The organism is Pseudomonas sp. NMI760_13, from assembly GCF_021283245.1.
Lineage (GTDB): Bacteria > Pseudomonadota > Gammaproteobacteria > Pseudomonadales > Pseudomonadaceae > Aquipseudomonas > Aquipseudomonas peradeniyensis.
The window spans coordinates 240,940-267,567 of sequence record NZ_JAJSRC010000005.1 but is presented as its reverse complement, the minus strand read 5'-3'; the positions used below and the strand labels follow the sequence as shown (position 1 = coordinate 267,567).

Genomic DNA, 26,628 nt, shown 5'->3' with positions numbered 1-26,628 from the left:
TACGGCCATTGCCAGTACCGGCCGGCATCGTCATCGCGAGACAACAACAATGAAGACTCAGGTTGCAATCATCGGCGCCGGCCCCTCTGGCCTGCTGCTGGGCCAGCTGCTGCACCGTGCGGGCATCGACACGCTGATCGTCGAACGCCAGGCCCCGGACTATGTGTTGGGGCGTATCCGTGCCGGGGTGCTCGAGCAAGGCACGGTCGACCTGCTGCGCGAAGCCGGGGTGGCCGAGCGCATGGACCGTGAGGGGCTGGTGCATGAAGGCGTCGAACTGCTGGTCAATGGCCGTCGCCAGCGCCTCGACCTGAAGGCACTGACCGGCGGTAAGACGGTGATGGTGTACGGCCAGACCGAGGTCACCCGCGACCTGATGCAGGCGCGCCAGGCCAGCGGGGCGCCGATCATCTATTCGGCGGACAATGTCCGGCCCCATGCCATCGACGGTGAGCGTCCCTACCTCACCTTCGACAAGGACGGTCGCCAGCACCGGGTCGACTGCGACTACATCGCCGGCTGCGACGGCTTCCACGGTGTGGCGCGCCAGAGCATTCCGGCCGATGTGCTGAAGGTCTACGAACGGGTCTACCCGTTCGGCTGGCTGGGGCTGCTGGCCGACACCCCGCCCGTCAACCACGAGCTGATCTACGCCCACCATGAACGTGGCTTCGTGCTGTGCAGCCAGCGCTCGCAGACCCGCAGCCGCTACTACCTGCAGGTGCCCTTGCAGGAGCGGGTGGAGGACTGGTCCGACGCGCGCTTCTGGGAAGAGCTCAAGGCACGCCTGCCGGCGGAGGTGGCCGCGCAGCTGGTCACGGGGCCAGCGCTGGAGAAGAGCATCGCGCCGCTGCGCAGCCATGTGCTCGAGCCCATGCAGCATGGCCGCCTGTTCCTGGTCGGTGACGCTGCCCATATCGTCCCGCCCACCGGTGCCAAGGGCCTGAACCTGGCGGCGTCGGACGTCAACTATCTGTACCGGATCCTGGTCAAGGTGTACCGCGAGGGTCGCACCGACCTGCTGGCCGAGTATTCGCCGATGGCCTTGCGACGGGTATGGAAGGGCGAGCGATTCAGTTGGTTCATGACCCGGCTGCTGCACGATTTTGGCGAGCACCAGGATGATTGGGACCGCAAGATGCAGGAGGCGGATCGTGAGTATTACCTGGGCTCGTCGGTCGGCCTTGCCAATATTGCCGAGAACTATGTGGGGCTGCCATTCGAGGCGGTGGAATAGGACCGGCGAGGATCGCGTCGAGGTTCAATCGTCGGCACGCAGGCCCCAGGGCATGCAGCTGGGCTGGCAGGGAGCGGCAAGATCGGCGGCAGGCTGTGGCAAGACCCGCCTGGGAGGAGGCCGCAAAGTGAAGGGGTAATGCCGGCAATGGGTGTCAAGCTCATCGCGGGGCAGGCCCGGCGTTCGCCAGCACTTGCGGCGCGCCGGGCAAGCGATCATCTTTCCCTCGTCCACCCAGGGCCTACCCATGACAATAAACAATAAGCTCACCGAGCACCTCAACCGTGGCAGCGTCGGCTTTCCCACCGCGCTGGCCAGCACCGTCGGCCTGATCATGGCCAGCCCCGTGATCCTCACCGCGACCATGGGTTTCGGCATTGGCGGCAGCGCCTTCGCCGTGGCCATGGTGATCGCCGCGGTGATGATGCTGGCGCAGTCGACCACCTTCGCCGAGGCGGCGGCGATCCTGCCGACCACCGGCTCCGTCTACGACTACATCAACTGCGGCCTGGGTCGTTTCTTCGCCATCACCGGCACCCTCTCGGCCTACCTGATCGTGCATGTGTTCGCCGGCACCGCCGAGACCATCCTCTCCGGGGTCATGGCCCTGGTGAACTTCGAGCACCTCAACACCCTGGCCGAGTCGGCTGGCGGATCCTGGTTGCTGGGGGTGGGCTTCGTGCTGGTGTTCGGTGTGCTCAACGCTTTCGGCGTGAGCGCCTTTGGCCGCGCCGAAGTGGTGCTGACCTTCGGCATGTGGACCACGCTGATGGTGTTCGGCGTGCTTGGCCTGATTGCCGCGCCGGCCGTGGAGCTGGACGGGCCGTTCGGCGTGTCGCTGGTTGGCACCGACCTGATGACCATCCTGTCGCTGGTGGGCATGGCCATGTTCATGTTCGTCGGCTGCGAATTCGTCACCCCGCTGGCCCCGGAACTGCGCCGCTCGGCCTGGGTCATGCCCAAGGCCATGGCCCTGGGCCTGTTCGGCGTGGCCAGCTGCATGTTCATCTACGGCGCGGCGATGAAGCGCCAGGTGGAGAACGTCGTGCTCGACGCCGCCAGCGGCGTGCACCTGCTGGACACGCCCATGGCCATCCCGCGTTTCGCCGAGCAGGTGATGGGCGATATCGGCCCGGTGTGGCTGGGCATCGGCTTCCTCTTCGCCGGCGCCGCCACCATCAACACGCTGATGGCCGGGGTGCCGCGGATTCTCTACGGCATGGCGGTGGACGGGGCGCTGCCCAAGGTGTTCACCTACCTGCACCCGCGCTTCAAGACGCCGTTGCTGTGCATCCTGGTGGTGGCGCTGATCCCGTGCCTGCACGCCTGGTACCTGGGCGGCAACACCGACAACATCCTGCACCTGGTGCTGGCGGCGGTATGCGCCTGGAGCACCGCGTACCTGCTGGTGACCCTGTCGGTGGTGATCCTGCGCATCCGCCGCCCGGACCTGCCGCGCGCCTACCGTTCGCCGCTGTTCCCGCTGCCGCAGATTGTCTCCAGCATCGGCATCCTGCTGGGCATGTGGTTCATCACCCCGCCGGGGATGAACCCGGCCGATGTCTACCAGCCGTTCGCCGTGATGCTCGGCGCCACTGCGGCCTATGCGCTGTTCTGGACGCTGTGCGTGCAGAAGGTCAACCCGTTCCGCCCGGCGCGGGTCGAGGACGTGCTGGAGAAGGAGTTCGCCGCCGAGCCCGGTCATTCTCACAACGAGCAGGTGCAGCATGTCGGCAAGCTGGCTTGAACACCTGACCGGCCCGCGCGCCCCGGCTGGATATCGGCCTGGGGCGACCTTGCAGCGGGTGGGGCGAAACCTGGGATTGACGGATTTGCAATCCGCAACATCGTTTACCTACCGCGAGGATGGCCCTCGGATCGAAGTGCGTGAGCGCACCGAGAGTCATCTGCTGATGCACCTGGTGATGTGCGAGTTCATCCTGCGCGTGCCTGCCCGCGACCAGGGCAGGTTGCGGGCGGAACTGCACCACACCGGCGCGCTGCGCCGCAGTGGTGTTACCTGCCGACGGCGGGGCGGCGACCAGGCCTTGTTCGAGCGCCTCGACGCGCGTCTCGCAGCGGTTCACGCCATCCTGATGCCCCTGGATTTCAAGCGCCTGGCCATCGACTGCCAGGACGGCCTGTGGCAGGTAACCCTGGAGCACATGGGCGCCAGCGAGGTGGTCAACCGGATGCCCGCCTTGCGCCGCTACATTCCCCTCGACGCAGAACAGCGCAAGCACCTCTGGCAGGTATTTGATGCGTTGGAGCGCATGCTTCGCGATCTTTGAACCTGGGGCCGCTTCGCGCCCCTTTCGCGGCACAAGGCCGCTCCTACAGACGATCGCATCCTTGTGTAGGAGCGGCCTTGCGCCGCGAAGCGCTCCCACCGTCCTAAAGCCTCCCGCGAACAATGATAGTTGTACGCTCATTGATAACATGTTAACAATTAGCGCATAACAACAACGCCCGCGTGTGGAGGTTGCCATGCCCCAACCCGTCACTCAGTGCAACGCCAGACCCGCCCTGGACGGCCTGGAGCGCTGGACCACGGCCATGCAGAAGGTCTGCGGCCGGTTCCAGACCGAACTGGCCTTCAACCGCTCGCTGTTCATCGGCGAGATCTCGACCTACAACCGCGCCGGCCTGGCCCTGGCCAACCTGCGCACCAACGCCGGCACCATCCGCCGCTTTGGCGACAACCCCGACCGCGACGACGACCAGCATTGCTTTTTGGTCAGCCAACGCATGGGCTACTCGCAGATCACCCAGGACGGCGTGAGTATCCAGCTGTCACCGGGCGAGCTGCTGTTGATGGATTCGGTGGGCCCGTGCGAGATCACCCCGTTCGGCCTGATCGAACATGTCTCGCTGTCGTTGTCTCGCGAACAGGTGCGCAAGCATGTGACCGGGCAGGGCGCGACCTTCGGCAAGATTTCCTCGACCAACGCCTGCGGGCGCATGCTGCACCTGCTGATGGACCAGTTGTGCCGCGAGGGCGATGAGGCCGGGGCAACCCAGGGCGAGGCGCTGCAGGCGGCGTTCATCGCCTTGCTGGAGCCGGGTTTCGAGCGCGGCGACGACAATCCCGGGTCGCTCGCCGGGCTCAGCGGCGCCAGCCTGCGCGGCTACGTGCAGAAGGTCATCGACGAATCGCTGGGCCAGCCGGGCCTGACCCCGGCCAACCTGGCCGAACGCCTGAGCATCTCGGTACGCCACCTGTACCGCCTGTTCGAGGAGGAGGGCGACAGCGTCTGCCGCTACATCCAGCGCTCACGCCTGAAGCGCAGCGCGGACGACCTGTCCAACCCGTTCCTCAAGCGCGAGTCGATCACCTCGATCGCCTACAAGTGGGGGTTCACCGACTCGGCGCATTTCAGCCGGGCATTCAAGAAGCACTTCGAGCAGTCGCCGAAGGATTTCCGGGCCATGGCCCTGATGCCGGGGCGGTAATGGTCATCGCGGGGCAAGTCGCATCGGCGCACCGCCGCTCCCACAAGGTACTCATCGAACCCGTGGGAGCGGCGGTGCGCCGATGCGACTTGCCCCGCGATAGTATTAATCTGCCTGACGAGGATGTATCGGCGGCCGCTATCGCGGGGGCGTTTCGTCAGGCAATCGCCAGGTAATGCTTGACGAAGGTCTCGCTCAGCACTTCCCACAGCACCGGCGTGCCCTTGGTCACGAACCAGGCATCGCCTGCCTTGTACCGAGTCACCTGACCGGTGGATTCATCGGTCAGCTGGATCTCGCCGGTCACGATCACCGCCTGCTCGCTGAACGGGTAGACCATGCGGAACTTGCCCTGGGTGGTACCGAAGTAGGCGCTGCTGACCGGGTCGGTGGGGGCGCCGTGGGTCATCTTGCCGTAGCACTTGACCTCGCCTTCGAGGATGGTCGAGCCCAGGTCGGCAACGGTGCCCCAGGCGTCGAGTTCGGACAGTTGCACACCCTGGCGGACGGCGGTAAGGGTCATGGTGGTTCTCCTGGTCTTGTTCAAAAGGAATCAACGGCGGCCGTTGAAGAAGCCCGACAGCTGATGCACGGTCTTGCCTGCGGTCAGCAGCAGCGGACGGATGTGGTCCTTGCCGAGGATGCGTGCATGCTTGACCGAGCTGATCAGCTCGTAGCGGCTGGAGCCTTCGCTCATGCCTTCGGCGAGGATCTTGCAGATGATGTGGCTGGGGGTGACGCCGAAGCCCGAATAGCCCTGCACGTAGAAGGCGTTGGGACGGTTACTCAAGGTGCCGATCTGCGGGAACAGGTTGGCGCTGGTGGCCATCGGTCCGCCCCAGGCCAGGTCGATGCGCACGTCCTTGAGGTAGGGGAAGATCTTCAGCATCAGGTTGCGGTTCCAGGCCTTCAGGTCCTTCGGGATGTGCTCCACGAACGGGGTGGCGGCGCCGAACAGCAGACGGTTCTCGCGGGTGACGCGGTAGTAGTCGATCACCGGGCGGATGTCGCTGTAGGCACCGCGGATCGGGCTGATGCGCAGGATCTGCTCGTCCGACAGCGGTTCGGTCATCAGCTGGAAGGCGTAGGTGTTGACGGTACGCGCATGCAGCTCGGGTTCGAGCTTGTTGAGGAAACTGTCACAGGCCCACAGCAGTTTGTTGGCCTTGACCGAGCCGCGTCCGGTGCGCACGGTGATCCGCTCGCCGTAGTGCACCTCCAGGGCCGGGCTGTGCTCGAAGATCCGCGCGCCATGGCCGACCAGGGCCTGGGCTTCGCCGAGCAGCAGGTTCAGCGAATGCACGTGGCCGCCGCCCATGTGCAGCAGCGCGCTGCTGTAGGCGTCGGAGCCGATGATCTGCTTGACCTCCGAGCCGCCGAGGAAGCGGATCTCATCCTTGCCGTTGATCGCCTTGAAGTCTTTTTCCCAGGCTCGCAGGGTCTTTTCCTGGCGGGCGTTGAAGCCCATGTAGCCGTAGCCGTGGCAGAAGTCGGCGTCGATCTGGTAGCGGGCGATACGCTCCTTGATGATGCCGGCGCCCAGTTCGCTGATCTCGAAGATCTCGCGCAGGCCTTTCTCGCCGACGCTGCCCTTGATCTTCTCCAGGTCGTGGCCGATGCCGGCCATGATCTGCCCGCCATTGCGGCCGGTGCCGCCGAAGCCCAGGTAGCGTGCTTCGAGCACGACGACGTTGGTGATGCCTTTCTCGGCCAGTTCCAGGGCGGTGTTGATGCCCGAGAAGCCGCCGCCGATCACCACGACATCGGCGTCGATGTCGCTTTCCAGGGTGGGGAAGCTCAGGTTGTACTTCTTGGTGGCGGTGTAGTACGTGGGCGTTTCGATGTTGATCATGGCGCAGCCTGGACAGTTGGAATTGTTGGACAGCAGGGCTTGCACAAGCGCTGGCGGTTGCAGGCATTGAGCACCTAACGACAGGTAGGTGTCTTGCCTGGGGCTGCCAGGGTTTTGCTTCAGGCTGCCAAGTGTGTCCATCTCTGAGGGCGTACGGCGACAGCATGACCTCCACAGGAGGTGTGGTGATCATGCGCCTCATGAACATGTTAAGTAAATCACCGCCAGCGGCTGCATTCCCTGTAGGAGCGGCCTTGTGCCGCGAAAGGGCTGCGCAGCGGCCCCAGGATCTCAGCGTAGAGGCAGAATTCGCTGGGGCCGCTGCGCGGCCCTTTCGCGGCACGAGGCCGCTCCTACAGGGATGGCGAATGGCTTTTACTTGAAATCCCACTGCATCTGCGTGGCGATGCTCACACCGCTGGACGACCTGACGCACACGTCCAGGTAGTCGGTGAAGCGTGGCGGCACGGCGATGCCTTCTTCCAGCAGCCGGCTGTTGTCGAACAGGTAGTTGAGGTCGGCGAAGCCGCTGTACAGGCGCAGTGCGCGCAGCACCAGGCGCGGGTTGGCCGGGCCGATGCGGGCTTCGAAGCGGCTGGCCAGCGACTTCAGGTCGTCGACATCGACCTTGCGGTAGCGCTCGCCCACTGGTTGCGCGCCATTGGCCAGGGCGAAGGCTTCGTCGATCTCGGCGAAGGTGCAGGCCGAGTGATGGCCGGCGGAGATGTGGTACAGGTCGTGACTCAGGCGTGGCTTGAGGGTCAGGCCGATCAGCGCCTCGGCGCAATAGTCCACCGGGATCACATCGATCTGTTCGTCCAGGCCGCAGGTGAAGCTTTCCAGGGCGAAGCCCATGCGGAACACCCAGAAGATGCTGCCCGACGCCTGGCAACCCAGGCTGCGGTGGCCGACCACGATGGACGGCCGCGCCACCACCAGGGGCAGGGCGGGCAGCTCCTCACGCAGACGTCGTTCAATCTCAGCCTTCGAGGCGGTGTAGTCCACCAGCTGTTGGGCGGCCTCGGGGAATTCCCAGGACTCGCTGATTGGCGACTCGCGCTGCGGGCCGCAGCACATGGCGGTGCCCACGTGCAGGAAGCGCTTCAGGCGCGCGGAGCGGCTCAGCACCTGGGCAAAGGCGAAGGTGCCCTCGACGTTCACCGGCCAGATATTGGGGTTCTTCGAGAACGACGCCACGGCGGCGCAGTTGATTACCCTGTCGACCTGCATCAGCCGCGGGGTCTCGCGGGCCAGCCAGGCGGTGTCGAGGAAGTCGCCGCAGATGATCTGCGCCTCGCTCAGCGCCAGGCCCTGGCGCTCATCGACGCCATGCTGGCTCAGGTTGTCGCGCAGGCGTTGCAGGCCCTGGGCCGGGTTGTCGGCGCGGACCAGGAAGCACAGGGCGCCGGCATGGCCTTCGGCGATCATCCGGGCGGCGACGGCGCCTCCGAGAAAACCTGTGGCGCCGGTCAGCAGGATACGTTCCTGGGTTGAAGGGACAGCGTCGAGCGCGACGGTGGCAGGGGTGTTCATAGGTTTCCTCGGTTAATGACGGGCCCGGCTTACACCCCGTGACGGGGTGTAGAAGTCGTGTGAAAGTTGGGCCGAACAGCAGTTTCAGGCGCACAGCCATACGCACTCTTGAGTCAAGAGAAGGCAGCCGTACCTGGTTGGTTTGAAACCACCATGCCCAGGTAACGCGGGACGTTACCAGGGGCAGGGGTATTTAATTGTCTGGCCCGTGGCCTGTTAATTCAATTAACAGTTGTGGCCGATATGGAGGTTTTTGGTGAAAGTATTTTAATGGGTGTTGAACAGCTGTAAGTGCGCGTAGCCAATATGTAAAAAGTTTTAAAGTTGTTACTCGATCAAGTACTCGTCGGGGGCGCGGCGGCCCCCGACGGGTATCTCAACTGCGCAAGAATGCCAGCAGGTCCTTGTTGATCACGTCGGCGTGGGTGGTCGGCATGCCGTGGGGGTAGCCCTTGTAGGTCTTCAGGATGCCCTTGGGCAGCAGCTTGGCCGACAGCGGCCCCGAGTTCTCGTAGGGCACGATCTGGTCGTCGTCGCCATGCATCACCAGCACCGGGACGGTCACTTTCTTCAGCGACTCGGTGAAGTCGGTCTGGGAGAACGCGACGATGCCGTCGTAGTGTGCCTGGGCGCCGCCCATCATGCCCTGGCGCCACCAGTTGAGGATCACCCCCTGGTCCGCCTTGGCCCCGGGGCGGTTGTAACCGTAGAACGGCCCCGCCGGGATATTGTGGTAGAACTGCGCCCGGCTGGCTTTCAGCTGGGCCTGCAGATCATCGAACACCGACTTGGGCAGCCCGCCGGGGTTGCCGTCGGTCTTGACCATCAGCGGCGGAACCGCGGCGATGATCGCGGCCTTGGGCACCTTGTCTTCGGGATGGCGGGCCATGTAGTGGATCACCTCGCCACCGCCGGTGGAGTGGCCGACATGGACCGCACCCTCGACGCCCAGGTGCTTGACCACGGCGGCCACATCGTCGGCGTAGTGGTCCATGTCGTGGCCATCCCAGACCTGGCTCGAACGGCCGTGGCCACGGCGGTCATGGGCGACCACGCGATAGCCTTCGGCGACGAAGAACAGCAGCTGGGCATCCCAGTCGTCGGCGCTCAGTGGCCAGCCGTGGTGGAAGAAGATCACCTGGGCGTTACGGGGTCCCCAGTCCTTGTAGAAGATTTCGACACCGTCTTTGCTTGTGACGTATCCCATTTCGCTTCTCCTGTCTCTAGGGTGTGGAGCGGGCAGGCCGGTGATGGTTCACTGGCCACCGGACAACACTAGGATTAAAGTGCGCTTGAAGGTCAATGCAATTTCAAAGGTGCCGGATGAGAATAGGAGAGTTGGCCAAACTTACCGGGCTGGCCGCGTCGCGTATCCGCTTCTACGAAGCCAGCGGGCTGATCAGCTCGGTCGAACGCAAGGCCAATGGCTATCGCGACTACGACGCCGACGCGGTGTGGGTGCTGGAAATGATCACCAACGCCCAGGCTGCCGGGTTCTCGCTGGAGGAGATCCGCCAGTTGCTGCCTGCCAAGAGCAAGGGCTGGCAGCATGACGAACTGCTCGGCGGGCTCAGGCGCAAGGTCGAGGAGATCGAGCGGCTGCAGGAGCGCCTGGCGCGCAACAAGGCGCAGTTGCTGCTGGTGATCGAGGGGATCGAGAGCAAGCCTGAAGGCATGCCCTGCGTGGACAACTCGCAGCGGGTGCTGGAGCGGTTGCGCGAGGAGCTTGCCCAGGACAAGGCCCGGCGAGCTACTGACTTGTAGGAGCGGGCTTGCCCCGCGAACACCGGCCTCGGCCGGTGCCATGCCACTGCATAGTCATGGCCGGCCTCATCGCGGGGCAAGCCCGCTCCTACAGGAATCGAGCACCGTCAGTTCCGTCTCAGTCGCTCGAGCCCAGCGCCGCCAGCGGCCTGGGCGCATACAGCGCGCTCTGGAACTCAGGCACATACTCGTACTTGACCATCCGTCCCAGCTGCAGATCGCGGATATAGCGCGACAGCTCGCCATCCCCAAGCACCAGCTGCGCCGAATCCCCGCTCATGCTCGAGGCATGCAGGGTCTGGCGCGAGGTGGCGTAGCCGTAGGCCAGCCGGCCCTGGTGGTCGAGGTTGGTGAAACTGTTGGTCACCAGGCCTGGTTCAGCGGACAGCCCCTCGAGCTTCTTCGCCCTGAAGATCACGTCCACCTTGCCGCTCTGCGCGTCGCCGATGTCGTAGGTCACGGCGCGCGCATCCTCGCGGCGGTCGATCGCGGTCAGCCACTTGGGCAGGTTGTAGCCCACCACGCCGCGCACCCGCGCCAGCTCGGTATTGACCGGCAGCTTGAGCACATAACCCCAGAAATCCTTGGCCATCGACTGGCCGACCAGGGAGAAAGGCCCGAGATTCGCCTTGCCGGGCTTGCTGGTAATGATCGACAGGGCGATCTCGTTGTAGCTGTCGTTGTCGCAGTAGTCGTAGGTGTAGGCGGTAAACGCCACCAGCCCGCGCTCCGGCCACACCTGTAACGGTTGCACTTGTTCCAGCACTTCGGCGGGCATCAGGGCGCGCAGGCGGTCGAGGTCGGCGGTATAGACGGCGGTGACGCGGCTGTTCCTGTAGTAGAAGTTCGGCGAGTAGGAGGTAAAGCCCATGTCGACCCGGGTCTTCTCCAGGCCCTTGAACCAGCTCAGGTCGATGCCCGGCGCCTCGGCCTGGATCACGGCCAGCGGCGGGTTGGAACGGTAACGGTCGTACAGCCCGCCCTTGAGCACTGGCACCGAGAGCCCTGCGATGTCGATCTGCGTGGTTTCGGCGTGTTCAGGGAGGCCATTGGCGGCGTGGGTGACGGGCATCAGCAGGGCGCCGGCCAAGGCGGTTGCGCTTGCGAGTTTCACGGTGCGGTATCTCCAGGGGGGGTAAGGGCTGTCGCTGCGCAATCACCCTAACGTTCAACCCAACTTGAGAGTCAATGATCAAATTTTCGCCAACCCAGGGCTTGACCTTAAAGTTGACTTCAAGGCTAACGTCTGCGGCACGCCACTTTTTCGAGGTATTGCCGATGGACGTGTTCTCCCCCCTGACCCTGCCCAATGGCGCGGTCGTCCCCAACCGCATCGCCAAGGCCGCCATGGAGGAAAACATGGCCGATGCCGACCATGCCCCTTCGGACCGGCTGATGCGCCTGTACCAGGCCTGGGCGCAGGGCGGCGCCGGTCTGCTCATCAGCGGCAACGTCATGGTCGACCAGCGCGCCATGACCGGCCCCGGCGGCGTGGTGCTGGAAGATGACCGGCACCTGGAGCGTTTTCGCCAGTGGGCCGCCATTGGCCGCTCGAAGGGGGCGCAGTTCTGGTTGCAGATCAACCACCCCGGCCGGCAGATGCCGGCGAGCCTCGGGCAGCAGACCTGGGCACCCTCGGCCGTGGCGCTGGACCTGGGCAACATGTCCAGGCATTTCGCCACCCCGCGGGCGATGCCTGCCGAGGTGATCGACGAGGTGATCCGGCGCTTCGCCAGCTCCGCGCGGCTTGCCGAACAGGCCGGCTTCAGCGGCGTGCAGATCCATGCGGCCCATGGCTACCTGCTCAGCCAGTTCCTTTCGCCGCTGAGCAACCAGCGCACCGACCAGTGGGGCGGTTCCCTGGACAACCGCGCGCGGCTGCTGCTGGAGATCGTCAAGGCGGTGCGCGCGGTGGTGTCGCCCGGCTTCGCCGTGGCGGTCAAGCTCAACTCGGCGGACTTCCAGCGTGGCGGCTTCAGCGCCGACGATGCCCGGCAGGTGGTATGCCTGCTCAATGAGCTGGCGGTCGACCTGGTGGAACTGTCCGGTGGCAGCTACGAGGCGCCGGCGATGCAGGGCCAGGCCCGGGATGGCCGCACGCTTGCGCGTGAAGCGTACTTCCTGGAGTTCGCCCGGGACATCCGCACGGTGGCGAAGATGCCGGTGATGGTCACCGGCGGCATCCGCCGTCGACCGGTCGCCGAGCAGGTGGTGCAGAGCGGCGTCGAGATGGTCGGCATCGGCACCGCCCTGGCCATCGCGCCGGCCTTGCCCCGCGCCTGGCAGGCGGGGGAGACGGTGGTGCCGGAACTGCGCCCGATCACCTGGAAGAACAAGGCGCTGGCTTCGCTGGGCAACATGGCCATGGTCAAGTTCCAGCTGCGCAGGCTGAGCGAGGCCAAGGCGCCCGAGCCCGGGGTATCGCCATTGTGGGCTTTGCTGCGCCAGCAATGGACCGACGCCGTGCGCGCCAGGCAGTACCGGCGGCGCATGGCGCAGGCCTGACACCCCGGGACGCCAAGGAGATGCGATAATGGCCGCGCTATCACAAGAGGCGCACCATGCTGACCATCTCCAACAACGTGCATCTGCCGGATGCCGAGATCGAACTGACCTACATCCGCGCCCAGGGCGCCGGCGGGCAGAACGTCAACAAGGTCTCCAGCGCCGTGCACCTGCGCTTCGACATCCCGGCCTCGTCGCTGCCCGCGTTCTACAAGGAGCGGTTGCTGGCGCTGCGCGACAGCCGCATTACCGCTGACGGCGTGCTGATCATCAAGGCTCAGCAGTACCGCACCCAGGAGCAGAACCGCCTGGACGCGCTGGAGCGTCTGGCCGAGCTGATCATCGGCGCCGGCAAGGTCGAGAAGAAGCGCAGGCCGACCAAGCCGACCCTCGGTTCAAAGACCCGCCGCCTCGACTCGAAGTCCAGGCGTGGGACGATCAAGGCGGGGCGCGGCAAGGTGGATTTCTAGAGACCTGGCATTTATGTCAGTTGTGCCTCTTTCGCTAGCCCTAGTAAATAAAGCATCGAATGAACTTTGGTGCTTCTGTTCGCTGTCTGGCACCGGTCTTTCTCGCCTGAACATTCAAGGAGAACCGTAATGGCCAGTGCAAACACCGCCTCTGCTCCCTCGCCACAAAACGTTTCGTCTTCTGCGGTACCGTTTAAAGTCACCACCCAGCCCGATGGCTACCTGCCGGACATGACAGGCTTCGAGCTTGAGCGCCTGGGCACGCTGGAAAAGGGCTGGCACACCCTGTGCCCGATCCGTGCCGGACGCGACCTGGTCGAGGGCGAGGTGATCAGCGCCTGCCTGGTGCGCGAACGCGACGGCGAGTTGCAGCGGTTCGACTACACCGCGGTTGCCGGGGCGCTGAAGGCCGACCAGTGGCCGCAGGCGTTCGCCAGCTTTATCGTCGCCCAGGGCAAGGGCATCAGCGCTGGCGGCTGGAACGCGAATGGCGGGTTGACCTGCGAGGGTACGGTGGACTTGCGGCTGTGGTGCCGCAACCTCTACCGCGCGTTCAGCACCGCGCCGTTTGCCAACAACCTGGTGCAGGCGCTGGCCTGCGATGACGATTACGTGCTGGCCAGCGGGCAGAGCCTGTGTCTGCAGGTACGTGACCTCAACACCCAGCACCTGTACGAGCACCATGTTTTCACCCCGACCAGCAATCAGGCCGGCAAGGCCTGGTTCAAGGCATTGTGCGAGCAGCTGAACCGGGACAGCCGGTTGGTGCGGGCGGGCGTGCTGGATACTGCTACCTGCGCCATCACTCCGGCCGCCGAGGGTAATGCTTTCTGGGTGGCGCAGTGCGCCGGCTTGAGCGTGACCCTGAACGAAGTGAACTGGTGGGCGAGCCAGGAGGTGCAGGGTGGTGAAGCGCTGAGTGCCGGGCAGGCGGTCCAGGCGTGGGTCTACGATGCCTATTCCCATAAGCTGATGGACAGTTTCAGCTGGGAACCGACAGAGGCCCAGTGTGCGGCGGGTAAATGGCTGGAGGACTGGGCGAAGGCGCTCAACACCTCGACCGTGGGCCAATGGCTGTGCGCCAGCGTGGCAGCGCCGAGACCCGCCGCCAGCGGGGTGGCCAAGGCCAAGCAACTGACCCTGTGGCAGCGTGGTGAAGGCCTGCGGGTGTTCACCTCGTTGCCGGCCAGTGACAACTGGGTGGCCGGGCCGCGGCTGGATTCGGCGTGGGGCACGGCCAACGATGCGGTGCTGGTGACGGTGCGGCATCCGTTTAGCAAGCAGCTGCTGGGGCATACGGTGTTTCTGGCCAAGGATCTGGCTGACCAGGCCGCGTGGGAAGCTGCGCTGGGGCAAGCCATTGGCAAACAGCCGTGGCCCGAGCTGCGGGTGGGGCGTGAAGGGGACGATGGCAAGCTGGAGAGTGGTGAGTCGAGGCAGGGGGCTTGGCGGTTGTGGCAGCCACGGTTTGGTGGGTTGTTGGTTGAGCTGGAGAACCTGGGGGACAGTGGCAAGTGGTCAGATGGTCAGTTGGGTAAGTACCTGTTGGAAACTGATGCCTTGTCAGGTAGCGCTCCAACCGTGCCCCCGAGATATCAGGTCACTGTCAGGGATGATTACCCGAAGGATGGCGCGCTGCTGTACATCACCGGCTGTTCGCATGAACTGGTGTTTCGCCTCAGCGAGCAGGCCCGCAAAAAGGGCTACCGAGTAGCGGAATGCTATCCGGAAACAGACGACAGGTATTTCAATGTAAGAGGAGCTAGAAACCCCAGCGGCTACGCTGTGCAGTCGCTCACGAGCGATTCGGTGACTTGGGGCGAGGGTCGTAATCGCATCGCTATCAAGTTGGTGCTGGATTACCCAGAGAGCTGTCGCGACGCAACCCGACTGACCGTCGGCCATGTGGGGTACATCGGCGAGGATTACCTCTGGCAGAACGTGGCAGTCGTTCCTTTCAATCCTCCCGCAGCCCGACCTGCCTACGTACCTAGTAGCCCGCTGTGCGAGGATTACGGTAATACCCTCGGTTCTGAGGTGTTCGACGCCGGTGGCGCCAGCGATACGGGAGTCGACCCGCGCACCGGGCTGTTCCATGCCCACTACCCGGTGGCGACGCTACAAGGCCTTGGCGGGCGTGGCCCGGTCTGCGAGTTGACCCTGCATTACTCGGCCCTGCGCGGCAACGAGGCCGGGTTGGGTGATGGCTGGGCCTGGCGCTTCGCCAGCCTGGAAACCCGTGAGCGGCGGCTGACCCTGGCGGACGGCATGACCATCACCTTTACCGATAAGGAGTGGGAGGCCCTGGCCAAGGGTACCCGCCTGGCCAAGAAGGCCTGTTTCATAAGCAGCAACAAGCAACGCAACGTCTTCACGCTCGACCTGCCCAGTGGGCGCCAGGAGATCCTCAGCGAACCCGCCGCTCCAGGCAGCGATACGGCCGAACATAATGATGAGTTCCGCAAGGAGATCCTCCGCTTGCTCCAAGCGATCAAGGCCAAATCCAAGCCTGAGTTCCCCGCCAAACCATCCCATTGGACCCAGTGGGCGTTGGCGATCCTCTGTTCGACGGGTTACTCCGGCGCTGCCGCTGGCGACTACGCCGAGGCCTTGGAAAAGTGGCGTGATAAAACCAAGGAACTGGACGAGCGGATTGCGTACTACCAACGGACCTCTGTGCAGTTACTGCCTTCAACTGTCGTTTCGCCTTATGGTGAAACGTTGGACTTGAGCTGGCAGCGCAAGGCGGGGCAGTTTCTGTTACGCCAGGTCAAGAGTGGTGATGTCGAACTGTTCAACGCCAGTTACACGGCCGCCCAGGTGGAGATGAATGTCTGGCCCTCCAGCGACCTGGAAAAATCCCGGGTCACGCTGATCCTGAATGATCATTTGCTCAGGACTTTCACACGTACCCATGGTGATAAAACTGCGCTCAACCCGTTGCAGCAGGTCGACTGTGACTATGAAGATGATCCGACGCTTGATCGGGTGCTTTACCGCTTGCGGGAACTCGATGGCTCGGTGGAGCGGGTGAACTATGAAGCGAAGGCAGTGACGTTCAAGGATGGGCGGCCGGCGTTGCCCAGGGTGACCTGCCACCTATTGATACCAGGGGGCGGGGCGGAGAATGTGGTGACTGACTTTAGCTATGCGGGGAGTTATGTTGAGGGCGGTGCATCCTATGACGTGGTTTCGCACAGTCAGAAAATACGTGAGTTTAAACAGTACGGAAAAAATGGCGAGATGCTGGTCGGCATCCGATCGGTTGGGGGTTGTGTTGAGATCAATGGTCAGTGCGGAAATGAATCAAACGGTGAGTTAGTGAGTTGTACCATGAGCTTGGGGGCGGCTCATGAAATTTTAAGCAGTGAGTCTAAGTATTACCAATCTAATACTGATCGGGAGCAGGCGCAGGAGTGGAAGCGGGCGCGGGCGCAGGATTGGGCGCGTGTGGTTAGGGCTAAGGTTTGGGATGACGCTTGGGATGATGCTTGGGCTGAGGCTAGGGCTAGGGCTGAGGATGAGGCTATGACTTGTGCTAAGGCTTGGGCTTGGGCTTGGGCTAGGACTAGGACTGAGACTGATGCTGAGGCTGAGGCTGAGTTTAAGGCTTGGGCTAAGGCTGGGGCTGAGGCTGGGGCTGAGGCTGAGTTTAAGGCTTGGGCTAAGGCTGGGGCTGAGGCTAAACCTTTCTATGAGGCGTTTCTTACAGAGGCGGCCCTCGTTACCTTGATGAAGGAAAGGTTTGATCAAAATCATATCGCAAGGGATATCAAGCTTCTTGTTGCAGTGTTGGCCGTTGAGTGCTGCCTGCAGCGGCTGGACGCGTGTGAAGAAAGCAAGTTACTCACCGTTTTAAATGGATGGGATGTGGCTAAGCGGGTGAGCGTTGAAAAAATGCAATTCGCAGTGGCCACTTATCAATTGTTGAGGGCCGTAGGGCGCATTCTTTGCGTGGCTGATAATCCATCATGGGGTAAAGGAGGGGATCACGCGTATGTTGAGTTTCTCCGTGGTGGTCAATTCATGGATGCCAACCTGGCCAAAAGCTTGCTTCCATTAGCCCACAATGATGCTGCTCCAGGTTGCTTCAATGTACTCAAACAACAGATCGAATACAGTGCAGATCACACCGTTCAGAAACTGACAACTGCCGACAATATCGCCATTTACCGCTGCTATTATCCTGCCACCGCAAGCGGTACCAACCCTCTTACGCCCAGCGCATTGGTCAGTGGTTTCACAGACTTCCCTGCCTTGTCCTGCCCCGCTGTGCCTGAAGGGGCGACGCCCCCCCTCATGGCCGAGTACCAGTGCGATGCCCAAGGCAACCCGCTGGGCTTGACGCTCTACGGCTACCGGTCAGTCACCCGTAATGCCCGCCAGCTGCTGGAAGCGACCAGCATAGTGACCCTGGAAGGCATCAAGGCCACGCTGACCGGTGATCGTCTGGACGCGACGGTGGTTTGGGCGCTGGCCAATCCAGACGAGCAGATTCTCTGGCGGGTACGCAGCACTTCGAGCAGTGAACCGGGCCCCAAGACCCCTAATGAGGGCAAGGTGCTGGTCTGGTCCATCACCGATGAGCAGTCCACCGTACTGGGCGACCAGCGTGTGAAGATGACCACCGTACAGGCGTTCGAGGACAACCCTACCGCTGCTGGCCTGCAGGTCACCACGCGTGTCAGCACCGTGGCAGGTACCCAGGAAGTCAGCCGCGAGACCCGCTCACGCTTCAGCCGCCGTTGCCTGAGCAAAACTGTCGACGGCGTGCAAACCGAGTTTGAACACGACGGCCTCGGCCGGGTGATCAAACAACAACGCTACCGCTTCAAGGCCAATGGTGAAACCGTCCCGGAAAGCGTCGTGACCACAAGCTACGCCATCGAGCAGGGCAGCTTGTGTGCATTGACAACTTCCCACAACGGTAGTGAGCAACGCGATTGGCTCGACGGCCTGCAGCGGGTGGTGCGCAGCGAGTGGCGGCGCTCAGGCAACTCCCCATTCATTCCCTTCAGCCGCAAGGACCTGCGCGGTACCGGCGATGACGACGAGGTGGTGGATCAGCAGTGGGATTACCTGCCCGGCGGCCTGGCGCTCTGTGAGCCCTTGCAGCAGGTGCAAATACCCGGGCGGCAAGTTTGGAGCCGCGACCGGTTGGACACCGCCGGTACGGTCGAGCAGGGCCTTGGGGGGCAGACGTTGCTACGCAGCACCAGCACCCTCGAAACCCTCGCCAATGGTCATCTGAAGCGCAGCGAAACCCTGTGCAGCACCACCGGTGTCGCCAGGGCTGATGTCGTCCGTGAGTTCGATGCCAACGGTCGGTTGATCGAGCTCACGCAAACCGTCGATGGCATGGCGCGCAAGCACCTGTTAAAGCGGGATGGCCTTGGCCGTGTGACCCACCAGACCCGCCCGGATGGAAGCGTCGTGCAGCGCACCTACCACGCGATGAGCACCCACGTAACCGAGTTGAGGGTGTTCGATAATGGCGAGGCCGCTACTGCTGGCCAGATCGTCGCCACCCAGACAGTCAAAGATATTTCAACCCTGAGCACACGCAAGGTCGGCACCCGCGAATACAAGTTCCAGGGCGACAACGTAATCCTTCCGGACAGTACCCCATTGACACTGGCCGAAACGGGCAACGGAGGCGACTACCAGGCGGGTACCCTGAACCTGTCCAGCATCAGCCGCAGTGGCTCGGTCACGACCTTGGCCAGCGGCAGCGGCGCTGTACAGGGTAGCGATCTCAAGGTCGGCCGCTGGCAGCACAGCCTGACCGTCAGCCCGCTGCCTGGCAAGCAACAGCTCGATGAAACCACGCCGCGCAGTTCCACCCGTGGCTACATCTGGCAATCGCTGCGCGGCCAGACGGTCGCCACGCTTCGGGCTGACGGGCACTGGCAGCGGGTATTCTCAGACCATCAAGGACGCCTGCTGCGCAGTTGGCATGACCATGAGGACGTGCTGTACCGCCATGACGAACATGGCCGCCTGGTGGAGCGCCGGGTACACGGCAATCGCTCGGGCGCACAGTGGCAGGTGGCTAGCGAACACGACGTGTTCGGCCAGGAAAGCCTGCGCACCTTCAGCCACAACGGCCAGGCCGTGTTCGCCCAACAGCTGGAATGGCGCGGGGACGGCCAATTGCTCGCCAAGCACAGCGAGGAGGCCGGGAAGCGGGTGCGCAGTGAACGCTTTGCATACGACGCGCTGAACCGTTTGGTCGACTACACCTGCGATGTCGAAGACAGCAAGCACTGCCCGTGCGATGAGCAGGGCAAGCCGGTCAAGGCGCAGCGTTTCACCTGGGATGCACTGAGCAATCTGCAAGTGTGTGTCACCACCTACAGTGACGGCAAAACGCGAAGCCAGGCGTTTGCCTACGATGGCAGCAACCCTACACGACTGAAGACCGTCACTACCGATAAACAGGCCGTGGAAGTGAAGCACAACGGCAACGGCTACCTGACCGAGGATGGCAAAGCCCGCAAGCTCACCTACAACGCCGGCGGGCAACTGACTCAGGTAAGCGACGCCACTGTACAAACGAGCTACGCCTACGATGGTTACCAGCGTCTGGCCGCGCAATACGTGGACAAGGACAAGAGTACCTGTGAGTTACGCTACGCCGGTGACACATTGATCGGCGAAGACTGGTTCGCTGCCGATGGCGCACTAAGCCGCCAACGCAGCATCAACCCAGGGTTGGCGGAGTATGAAGGCAACGACGTCAACTGGCTGATCGACGACCCACAGTGCGGTGTCGCCGGTTACTACAAGAACGCGACGCTGCAGTTGACGCCGTTGTTGCCGTTCGGTGAGGGAAAGGTCACGACCGCCATCAGCTCAGGCTACAACGGCATGCGCCGCGATCCGGTGACCGGCAGTTATCACGCCGGCAACGGCTACCGCTGCTATGACCCGAACGTGTACCGTCACACCCAGCCAGACTGGTTGAGCCCGTTCGGCGAGGGCGGTATCAACGACTACGGGCATTGCCCGGACCCGGTGAACCTGCACGACCCGAGTGGCGCGATCATGATCAGTCGCTGGGGCCAGTCGCAGATGCTGGCCAGCCTGCAGCAAAGCCTGCGCGATACCCAGCCCTTCCCGGTAGGCAGTCGCTGGCGTGGCATTGCCTTCTCTGCCGCAATGACAGTGATTGGCATCGGGGCTTCGATCTTGACGGGTGGCACTGCATCGATGCTGGTGTTTGCCGCGCTCACGGCATTGAGTGTCGCGTCGCTGGGGCTGGAGGTTGCCTCCGTGGTGGTCGAGGACAGCAACCCTGAGCTGGCCAAGAAGTTGTCGATCGCCTCGGCTGTGACTGGGTTGTTGTCCATCGGTAATTTCACCGGTGTCTTCAAACAAAGCGCGCGTTTTCTGAAGTCGGCCGCCAGCTTTGCAGTGCGTGTGGTAAAGAGTGCACCGCAAGCGTTGCGGGCGGGTTTGAATATAGCTTGGAATATAAAGCGCTATGGCTTCGCGGTAGCGCGGCAGATGTTTATTAGCAGTCGTAAAGCTGTCAAGTTGGCGCAGGAGGCAGCGGAAGCAACTGCTCAGGCTGTTAAAACAGAGGTGTTCGATGGATTGGGGGAACTGGCAACCCGTCAATACACGGTGGTCAAAAAAGATCTATTGCTGAAGGTGGCCAGCGGTAACAAGTTCCATGTGATTACTGGCTGGAGTGCGAATTTTTATAGTCGTGCAACTCAGCAGCAGCCCAGAATGGTTAGGCTTGTCGCAGAGGTCGCTGAGTGGGCAGATAATGTAATGGACTATAGTGAGGTGGTCTCAGTATTTGTGGGTGCGGAAGATGAGCAGGGCGGTGGCCGTAATCGGATTAGTTCAGTCGTGAGGGTCCTTTAGCAAACAGGGTGCTGAGTGGACGACTGGGCCTGTCGTTGCGCCAGGGCACTATTGTCGACGCCACTATCGTCCACGCACCCAGTTCGACCAAGAGCAAGCAAGGCAAGCGCGATCCTGAAATGCATAAAACGAAGAAGGGTAACCAGTACTTCTTCGGCATGAACACCTAGTGAGCTTGGGCTCAATGCTAGTGTCCTGTCTCGGAAATAGGCTGTTCACTTTTGGCGGCGTCTTGGGCGCCCGGCCGGCGTTGCCACTCCTCGCCATAGCCCTGCTATGACTTGTCGCGGCGTCTTGCCCGAACACCCAAGCCACTCGCCAAAAGAGAACGTATTTCCGAGACAGGACACTAGGCTCTGTACGAAATGTATCTGCACTCGCCCATACTGCGTTGAAACGGGGCTCGGAATGCTCATGTACTCCAGTACACTCCGCTTCCTCCCCCCGTTTCGCCTTGTCTGGCCTTCGAGCAGACACATTTCGTACAGACCCTAGGACAGCTTTGCTTGCCTATAGCATTCATGAATAAAAAACAGGATTGAAATTACCAATTGCACTGATGAGCAGGATCAATTTAGCGATCGGTCACGGGCTCCTTACCCTTTTCGAGGCGCATCAAGACGCCTGAAAGAACCCTTAGGAGTACCCCATGATCCCTTTGCTCAAGCTGTTCCAACCCGGTCGCCTGCTGGTGGCGGGCAGCCTTGCCGCCAGTCTGCTGTCGCTATCCGTGCAGGCCGCCACCCTGACCCGTGACAACGGCGCGCCGGTCGGCGACAACCAGAACTCGCAGACAGCCGGCCCCAACGGCTCGGTGCTGTTGCAGGACGTGCAACTGCTGCAGAAGCTGCAGCGCTTCGACCGTGAACGCATCCCCGAGCGCGTGGTGCACGCCCGCGGCACCGGCGCCCATGGCCAGTTCACCGCCAGTGCCGACATCAGCGACCTGAGCATGGCCAAGGTGTTCCGCCCCGGCGAGAAGACCCCGGTATTCGTGCGCTTTTCCTCGGTGGTGCACGGCAACCACTCGCCGGAAACCCTGCGTGATCCGCGCGGTTTCGCCACCAAGTTCTACACCGCTGATGGCAACTGGGACCTGGTCGGCAACAACTTCCCGACCTTCTTCATCCGCGACGCGATCAAGTTCCCGGACATGGTCCACGCCTTCAAGCCGGACCCGCGCAGCAACCCCGATGACGATTCGCGCCGCTTCGATTTCTTCTCCCATGTACCGGAAGCCACCCGCACCCTGACCCTGCTGTACTCCAACGAAGGCACGCCGGCCAGCTACCGCGAGATGGACGGCAACAGCGTGCACGCCTACAAGCTGGTCAACGCCAAGGGCCAGGTGCACTACGTGAAGTTCCACTGGAAGAGTCTGCAAGGGCAGAAGAACCTCGACCCGAAACAGGTCGCCCAGGTCCAGGGCCGCGACTATAGCCACATGACCCACGACCTGGTCAGCGCGATCAACCAGGGCAAGCTGCCGAAATGGGACCTGTACATCCAGGTGCTCAAGCCCGAGGAGCTGGCCAAGTTCGACTTCGACCCGCTGGACGCAACCAAGATCTGGCCCGACGTGCCGGAGCGCAAGATCGGCCAGATGGTGCTCGAGCGCAACGTCGACAACTTCTTCCAGGAGACCGAGCAGGTGGCCATGGCGCCGTCGAACCTGGTACCAGGTATCGAACCGTCCGAGGATCGCCTGCTCCAGGGGCGCCTGTTCGCCTACGCCGATACCCAGATGTACCGGGTCGGCGCCAATGGCCTGAGCCTGCCGGTGAACCGCCCGCGGGCTGAGGTCAACACCGTCAACCAGGATGGCGCGATGAACGCCGGGCACACCGACAGCGGCGTGAACTACCAGCCGAGCCGCCGCCAGCCGCGTGACGAGCAGGCCGACGCGCGGTACGTGCAGACCCCGCTGAGCGGCAGCACCCAGCAGGCGAAGATCCAGCGCGAGCAGAACTTCAAGCAGGCGGGCGAGCTGTTCCGTTCCTACGGCAAGAAGGACCAGACCGACCTGATCAACAGCCTCGGCCAGGCCCTGGCGACGGCGGACGAGCAGAGCCGCTACATCATGCTGTCGTTCTTCTACAAGGCGGATGCGGACTACGGCACCGGCCTGGCCAAGGTGGCCAAGGCCGACCTCGAGCGGGTCCGGGAGTTGGCGGCGAAGCTCAAGGACTGAGCGGCGCGGATCTGCAGGAGCGGGTTTATCCGCGAGCACCCGCGAAGCCGGGCGCGTCATGGATAAATCCGTTTCTCCCCCAATATCGCGCCCGAGGTTGTGATGATGGCTAAAGAGTGTCACCTTTCTGCAGTTGTTGACAATAGTCTGTCTGGCTCAGCGAGCGCAGACTTCATTCTTGTAAGGAAACGTGAACCAAATGACAATTGCCGCCCATGATCTCAAGGAAATGAATCAACTTTTGGAGAGTGGAGTAAATATTTCTGAAATTGCCGAAAAATTTCCGAGCTATGACTACTTGGAGATTTACGGTAGCGTGAATGACTACAGCCTGCTGGGCAGAAAGCGCATTATCACCAATCGCCTGAATTCCATCAAAAAAAGTACTTCAAAGAGCGAACGGATCGAACTGATTGAAGAGGTTAATAGGCTGGTGACCGAAATGTACGAACTCGCCAAAAGCAATGGGAAGAAGCTGGTGGATATCAGTAAGGTCTTGAAGCGTTAGTTGCCAATGTCTCAGTGATACAAGGTGCAGCCGAGTAGAGGGAAAGCGTAACGCCATGGAAAAAATCGAAAGAGCTCTACGGGCTGATAATATTGATTTCGAGGGGCGAAAAATTAGTGTAATCAGGCGCATCTTATTGGTGATCTCCTGTATTGCCGCTCTGAGTCTTTTCGCTGCATTCATGTCGGTTAACGAAGGGCATCCGGATCTTGGTTTTGGTCTGATGGCAGTGTTCGTGTTCTTGGGAGTCTATGTTTTCATCGCGACATTGGAAACGACCGTCCTGAGAAACCTGGTAGAACTGCGTGCGTCACTCGTGGCCTGGCTGGCGATTTTTTCGTATGTGGCGTTCTTGGCGAAATCCAATGCGGCCATCGCCATCAATGACATATTTCATGTGGATGCTTCGGTTTTCCCGATGACGTTGTTGGCGGTGACCGCGCTTCAGACGCTTGGGATGTTTTTTTGGTTTGTTGTGGCAATTTCTGTGCTCCTGATTATAGTCGCTTGGCTGGGGCGCGATAGTTTTTCAGGCTCCAGGGATGGTGTTGCGATTATTGTAACTATCATAATCAGTGCGGCGGCACAGCTTTTTTTTGCACTGATGATCCACGCTTGGATTAATGATGAAGAGCAGAGTCGTAACTCCATATATCGGATTGCGCATTTTGCTGACTTCAATGCAAGGAACAGTTGCAAGGGAGTTGCAAGTGACGAGCTTGTTGTCTATACGGATGCGCAACGAAGTAAGGTGCTTATAGCGCCCAAGCTCGAGGAACGTGTGGGCTGGAACGCTGACAAGAAGGCCTCGTGGTTGCAGCCTGTGACAATTCCAGATGAGTTTCCGCAACAGGACTGTATCCCGTTGGAAATCAGTCGTTCCGTCGAGGAATCTTTGCCGCCCAATCTGTCCAGCGAGTGGCAGTAGAGGGGGCAAGCCGGGTGGTTGCGCGAGCAACTGCCCCGGGGACCATCGACCACGTGACGATAGGCGCAAAGCGCGGCTAGCATCGCCACCAGCGAGGCCAGCACGCCGATCAGGAATACCGCGGGTACCCCCTGCTGGCGGGCGAGCAGGCCGGCCAGCGGTGCCGTCAGGCCGATGGAAATATCGAAGCAGGCGTCATAGAAACCGATGGCCAGCCCCAGGCTGTGCAATGGCACCGCACGCAGCGCCACCAGCGCCAGCAAGGGATAGATCATCGACACACCGAAGCCGCTCAGTGCCGCCCCCAGCATCGCCTGGGCGGGGCTCGCCGCCAGCCACAGCAGCAACTGGCCGATGGCCTCAATGGCCAGCATCGACAAGGCCATGTCCGGCCCCGCAGTGCTGTCCACCCGAGCGCCGAACAACAGGCGGGCGCAGACGTAACCGGCGCCGAACGCCGCGAGGGCATAGCCGGCGCCGTTCCACTGATGGTGTGTGTAGGTAAGGGTGATGAACGACGACACCGACACATAGCCCACGGTTGCCAGCGCGAACACCAGGCCGGGGCGCCAGATCCGGGCCAGCAGCGCCGCCAGGGGCATCGACGCGCCCGACGCGTGGACGAGGCGGGCCGCCGGCGTGCGCAGTGCAACGAGCAGGCCGAACAGCGGAATGATCGCCGTCACCGCCGACACCCAGGCAAAGCTTGCGACTTCACCCAGCTGCGCTGCCACCGCCGCGCCGCAGGCGATGCCGGCGAACATGGCGATGCCGATCCAGGACAGCGCCTTGCCGGCCTGCTCTGCGCCGAACAGGGCGATCGGCCAGGTACTGCCACCGGTAAACAGCAGGCTCTGGGCAAAGCCCATGGCGATTCGCCCGGCGATGACGGCCGCCAGGCTGGCCGCAGGGGTGTCCTGCAGTTGCGCGGCCAGCAGGTAGCAGAGGCCGGAGACCGCGCTGCCCAGCAGACCCAGAACCACCGCCCGTTTCGGGCCGCGACGATCCGCGGCGGTCCCGGCGAAATGACGGGTGAGCAGGGTGGCCAGCGACTCGACGCCCATGACGCACCCCACCATGAGCATGCCGTAGCCCGACTGCCCATGGACCCACAGCGGCACGCTGGCCAGCGGCATGCCCATGGTCATCAGGCCGAGGAACACCGCGGTGGCCACCGGTAGCAAGCGGCCGGTTTCCGTGTGCTGTGCAGGTTGCGTTTCAATGGTCATGGTCCAGGTCCCTGGGCAGGTGAAGGGGGCAGGTAGACGCTTGGGCCCACCTTGCTTTTTGCCGTAGCCTATTGGAGAACCCAGGATTGATCTGGGCGATAAATTCCGCCGGTAGCGGAATTTTCGTCATCAATGGAGTGGCTGATGTACGCATCCGAACGGTTGAAGGGAATCGACGTCTTCGTCGCGGTGGCCGAGATGGGCAGCTTCAGCGCTGCCGCCGGGCGCCTGAGCCTCAGTGGCTCGGCGGTAAGCAAGGGGGTGGCGCGGCTGGAGGCGCGCCTGGGGGCACGATTGTTCAACCGCACTACCCGCAGGCTGTCGCTGACCGAGGCGGGCGCGCTGTTCTACAAGACCTGCACCAGCGTGCTGGCCGATCTGGAAGAGGCCGAGCAGGCCATCTTCGCCGAAAGCGACACCCCCCACGGCAAGGTACGCATCGATCTGCCGGCCGCCTTTGGCCGACTGCATGTGTTGCCGCTGATCGTGGCGTTCACCCGGGCGCATCCGCGGTTGCAACCGCATGTGTCGTTTTCCGACCGCTACATCGACCCGGTGCAGGAGGGCGTGGACATCCTGGTGCGCATCGGCGGCGCGCAAGCCTGGCCTGCGGCCCTGGGGCACCGGTATTTCGGTGCCCAGCGCCTGGCGTTCTGCGCTTCGCCCGACTACCTGGCGCAACATGGCACGCCACAGGACGAGCAAGCCCTGGAGCGCCACCTGTGCATCGGCTATGGCGAGGCCGCAGGTCTGGTCACGCCGTGGTACCTGGGCGGTGGGTTGCCGGGCGAGATCAGGCAGCGGATCGTCCAGCCACACCTGGCCATCGGCGATGGCGAAGGCATGCTCGACACGGTCCTGGCGGGCCTGGGCATTGGCCAGCTGCCGACCTGGCTGACCCGAACGCATATCGAGTGCGGCACGCTGGTCGAGGTGTTGCCGCAGCTCACCTCGCAGGGATTGCCGATGAATCTGGTCTGGCTGAAAAGGCGGGAGGGGTTGCCCAAGGTACGGGCGTTGCTCGATTACCTGTTGCCCCGATTGAGTGCCGAAGGCTGCTCAGGGAGAGCGGAGTAAATT

Annotated in this window: 17 protein-coding genes and 1 pseudogene; 12 read left to right on the top strand and 6 right to left on the bottom strand. The window is 62.6% G+C overall.

All coding sequences use genetic code 11. The features are described from left to right. The first annotated feature begins 49 nt into the window (after positions 1–49). The 4 genes from pobA (at position 50) to feaR (ending at position 4,690) form a co-directional block, all read left to right on the top strand. Positions 50–1,237: a 4-hydroxybenzoate 3-monooxygenase gene (pobA, locus tag LU671_RS08040; RefSeq protein WP_232855372.1), complete on the top strand. Its 1,188-nt coding sequence runs from the start codon at positions 50–52 to the stop codon at positions 1,235–1,237. A gap of 247 nt (positions 1,238–1,484) precedes the next feature. After that, entirely contained in the window at positions 1,485–2,984 is a 1,500-nt protein-coding gene (locus LU671_RS08035) for an APC family permease (RefSeq protein WP_232855371.1), read from the top strand. Continuing rightward, the gene (locus LU671_RS08030) at positions 2,965–3,528 is read left to right on the top strand and encodes a DUF3156 family protein (RefSeq protein WP_232855370.1); all 564 of its coding nucleotides are present in this window, start codon (positions 2,965–2,967) and stop codon (positions 3,526–3,528) included. The genes LU671_RS08035 and LU671_RS08030 overlap by 20 nt, the downstream gene beginning before the upstream one ends. A gap of 196 nt (positions 3,529–3,724) precedes the next feature. After that, positions 3,725–4,690, top strand: a complete 966-nt coding sequence (gene feaR / locus LU671_RS08025; protein ID WP_203646983.1) for a transcriptional regulator FeaR — start codon at positions 3,725–3,727, stop codon at positions 4,688–4,690. A 157-nt stretch (positions 4,691–4,847) separates the two neighbouring features. On the opposite strand, the gene LU671_RS08020 is transcribed toward feaR, so the two are convergent. From LU671_RS08020 to LU671_RS08005, 4 genes are all read right to left on the bottom strand, one after another. After that, on the bottom strand, positions 4,848–5,213 hold the full coding sequence (locus LU671_RS08020; protein ID WP_050705511.1) for a cupin domain-containing protein: 366 nt from the start codon (positions 5,211–5,213) through the stop codon (positions 4,848–4,850). Positions 5,214–5,243: 30 nt separating this feature from the next. Then, positions 5,244–6,542, bottom strand: coding sequence for an NAD(P)/FAD-dependent oxidoreductase (locus LU671_RS08015; RefSeq protein WP_203646981.1), 1,299 nt, complete (start codon positions 6,540–6,542; stop codon positions 5,244–5,246). Positions 6,543–6,917: 375 nt separating this feature from the next. Further along, complete coding sequence (gene cprA, locus LU671_RS08010) at positions 6,918–8,075, bottom strand: cationic peptide resistance protein CprA (RefSeq protein WP_232855369.1); 1,158 nt, start codon at positions 8,073–8,075, stop codon at positions 6,918–6,920. Positions 8,076–8,451: 376 nt separating this feature from the next. After that, positions 8,452–9,282, bottom strand: a complete 831-nt coding sequence (locus LU671_RS08005; RefSeq protein ID WP_232855368.1) for an alpha/beta fold hydrolase — start codon at positions 9,280–9,282, stop codon at positions 8,452–8,454. A 116-nt stretch (positions 9,283–9,398) separates the two neighbouring features. Here LU671_RS08005 and LU671_RS08000 point away from each other — a divergent pair, with 116 nt between their 5' ends. Beyond that, on the top strand, positions 9,399–9,839 hold the full coding sequence (locus tag LU671_RS08000; RefSeq protein ID WP_232855367.1) for a MerR family transcriptional regulator: 441 nt from the start codon (positions 9,399–9,401) through the stop codon (positions 9,837–9,839). Between the two features lie 118 nt (positions 9,840–9,957). Here the strand turns inward: LU671_RS08000 and LU671_RS07995 are convergent, their stop codons facing one another. Then, positions 9,958–10,911: an acetoacetate decarboxylase (ADC) gene (locus tag LU671_RS07995; RefSeq protein WP_232855383.1), complete on the bottom strand. Its 954-nt coding sequence runs from the start codon at positions 10,909–10,911 to the stop codon at positions 9,958–9,960. Between the two features lie 206 nt (positions 10,912–11,117). Between LU671_RS07995 and LU671_RS07990 the strand changes: the two genes are divergently transcribed. The 6 genes and pseudogenes from LU671_RS07990 (at position 11,118) to LU671_RS07965 (ending at position 23,391) form a co-directional block, all read left to right on the top strand. After that, positions 11,118–12,344, top strand: a complete 1,227-nt coding sequence (locus LU671_RS07990; protein ID WP_232855366.1) for an NADH:flavin oxidoreductase/NADH oxidase family protein — start codon at positions 11,118–11,120, stop codon at positions 12,342–12,344. Between the two features lie 56 nt (positions 12,345–12,400). Beyond that, positions 12,401–12,814 carry an alternative ribosome rescue aminoacyl-tRNA hydrolase ArfB gene (gene arfB / locus LU671_RS07985; RefSeq protein WP_203646975.1) on the top strand — a complete coding sequence of 138 codons (414 nt, stop codon included), beginning with the start codon at positions 12,401–12,403 and terminating at the stop codon, positions 12,812–12,814. A gap of 129 nt (positions 12,815–12,943) precedes the next feature. Next, positions 12,944–20,692, top strand: a complete 7,749-nt coding sequence (locus LU671_RS07980; RefSeq protein WP_232855365.1) for an RHS repeat-associated core domain-containing protein — start codon at positions 12,944–12,946, stop codon at positions 20,690–20,692. A 17-nt stretch (positions 20,693–20,709) separates the two neighbouring features. Beyond that, positions 20,710–20,853, top strand: a pseudogene (locus LU671_RS07975) (IS5/IS1182 family transposase); the annotation flags it as partial. Between the two features lie 488 nt (positions 20,854–21,341). Next, entirely contained in the window at positions 21,342–22,883 is a 1,542-nt protein-coding gene (gene katB, locus LU671_RS07970) for a catalase KatB (protein ID WP_232855364.1), read from the top strand. 199 nt (positions 22,884–23,082) lie between these two features. Then, on the top strand, positions 23,083–23,391 hold the full coding sequence (locus LU671_RS07965) for a hypothetical protein (RefSeq protein WP_232855363.1): 309 nt from the start codon (positions 23,083–23,085) through the stop codon (positions 23,389–23,391). Positions 23,392–24,117: 726 nt separating this feature from the next. Here the strand turns inward: LU671_RS07965 and LU671_RS07960 are convergent. Next, entirely contained in the window at positions 24,118–25,548 is a 1,431-nt protein-coding gene (locus LU671_RS07960) for an MFS transporter (RefSeq protein WP_232855362.1), read from the bottom strand. A gap of 144 nt (positions 25,549–25,692) precedes the next feature. Between LU671_RS07960 and LU671_RS07955 the strand changes: the two genes are divergently transcribed. Next, positions 25,693–26,625 carry a LysR family transcriptional regulator gene (locus tag LU671_RS07955; RefSeq protein ID WP_232855361.1) on the top strand — a complete coding sequence of 311 codons (933 nt, stop codon included), beginning with the start codon at positions 25,693–25,695 and terminating at the stop codon, positions 26,623–26,625. Positions 26,626–26,628: the final 3 nt, after the last annotated feature.

What these genes read in the sequence shown, in the direction of transcription:
- LU671_RS07990 (WP_232855366.1), top strand. Translation starts at nt 11,118, where the DNA reads ATGGACGTGTTCTCCCCCCTGACCCTGCCCAATGGCGCGGTCGTCCCC.
- LU671_RS08015 (WP_203646981.1), bottom strand. Translation starts at nt 6,542, where the DNA reads ATGATCAACATCGAAACGCCCACGTACTACACCGCCACCAAGAAGTAC.
- LU671_RS07995 (WP_232855383.1), bottom strand. Translation starts at nt 10,911, where the DNA reads ATGCCCGTCACCCACGCCGCCAATGGCCTCCCTGAACACGCCGAAACC.
- pobA (WP_232855372.1), top strand. Translation starts at nt 50, where the DNA reads ATGAAGACTCAGGTTGCAATCATCGGCGCCGGCCCCTCTGGCCTGCTG.
- LU671_RS08030 (WP_232855370.1), top strand. Translation starts at nt 2,965, where the DNA reads ATGTCGGCAAGCTGGCTTGAACACCTGACCGGCCCGCGCGCCCCGGCT.
- LU671_RS07960 (WP_232855362.1), bottom strand. Translation starts at nt 25,548, where the DNA reads ATGACCATTGAAACGCAACCTGCACAGCACACGGAAACCGGCCGCTTG.
- cprA (WP_232855369.1), bottom strand. Translation starts at nt 8,075, where the DNA reads ATGAACACCCCTGCCACCGTCGCGCTCGACGCTGTCCCTTCAACCCAG.
- feaR (WP_203646983.1), top strand. Translation starts at nt 3,725, where the DNA reads ATGCCCCAACCCGTCACTCAGTGCAACGCCAGACCCGCCCTGGACGGC.
- katB (WP_232855364.1), top strand. Translation starts at nt 21,342, where the DNA reads ATGATCCCTTTGCTCAAGCTGTTCCAACCCGGTCGCCTGCTGGTGGCG.
- arfB (WP_203646975.1), top strand. Translation starts at nt 12,401, where the DNA reads ATGCTGACCATCTCCAACAACGTGCATCTGCCGGATGCCGAGATCGAA.
- LU671_RS08005 (WP_232855368.1), bottom strand. Translation starts at nt 9,282, where the DNA reads ATGGGATACGTCACAAGCAAAGACGGTGTCGAAATCTTCTACAAGGAC.
- LU671_RS08020 (WP_050705511.1), bottom strand. Translation starts at nt 5,213, where the DNA reads ATGACCCTTACCGCCGTCCGCCAGGGTGTGCAACTGTCCGAACTCGAC.
- LU671_RS07980 (WP_232855365.1), top strand. Translation starts at nt 12,944, where the DNA reads ATGGCCAGTGCAAACACCGCCTCTGCTCCCTCGCCACAAAACGTTTCG.
- LU671_RS08035 (WP_232855371.1), top strand. Translation starts at nt 1,485, where the DNA reads ATGACAATAAACAATAAGCTCACCGAGCACCTCAACCGTGGCAGCGTC.
- LU671_RS07955 (WP_232855361.1), top strand. Translation starts at nt 25,693, where the DNA reads ATGTACGCATCCGAACGGTTGAAGGGAATCGACGTCTTCGTCGCGGTG.
- LU671_RS08000 (WP_232855367.1), top strand. Translation starts at nt 9,399, where the DNA reads ATGAGAATAGGAGAGTTGGCCAAACTTACCGGGCTGGCCGCGTCGCGT.
- LU671_RS07965 (WP_232855363.1), top strand. Translation starts at nt 23,083, where the DNA reads ATGACAATTGCCGCCCATGATCTCAAGGAAATGAATCAACTTTTGGAG.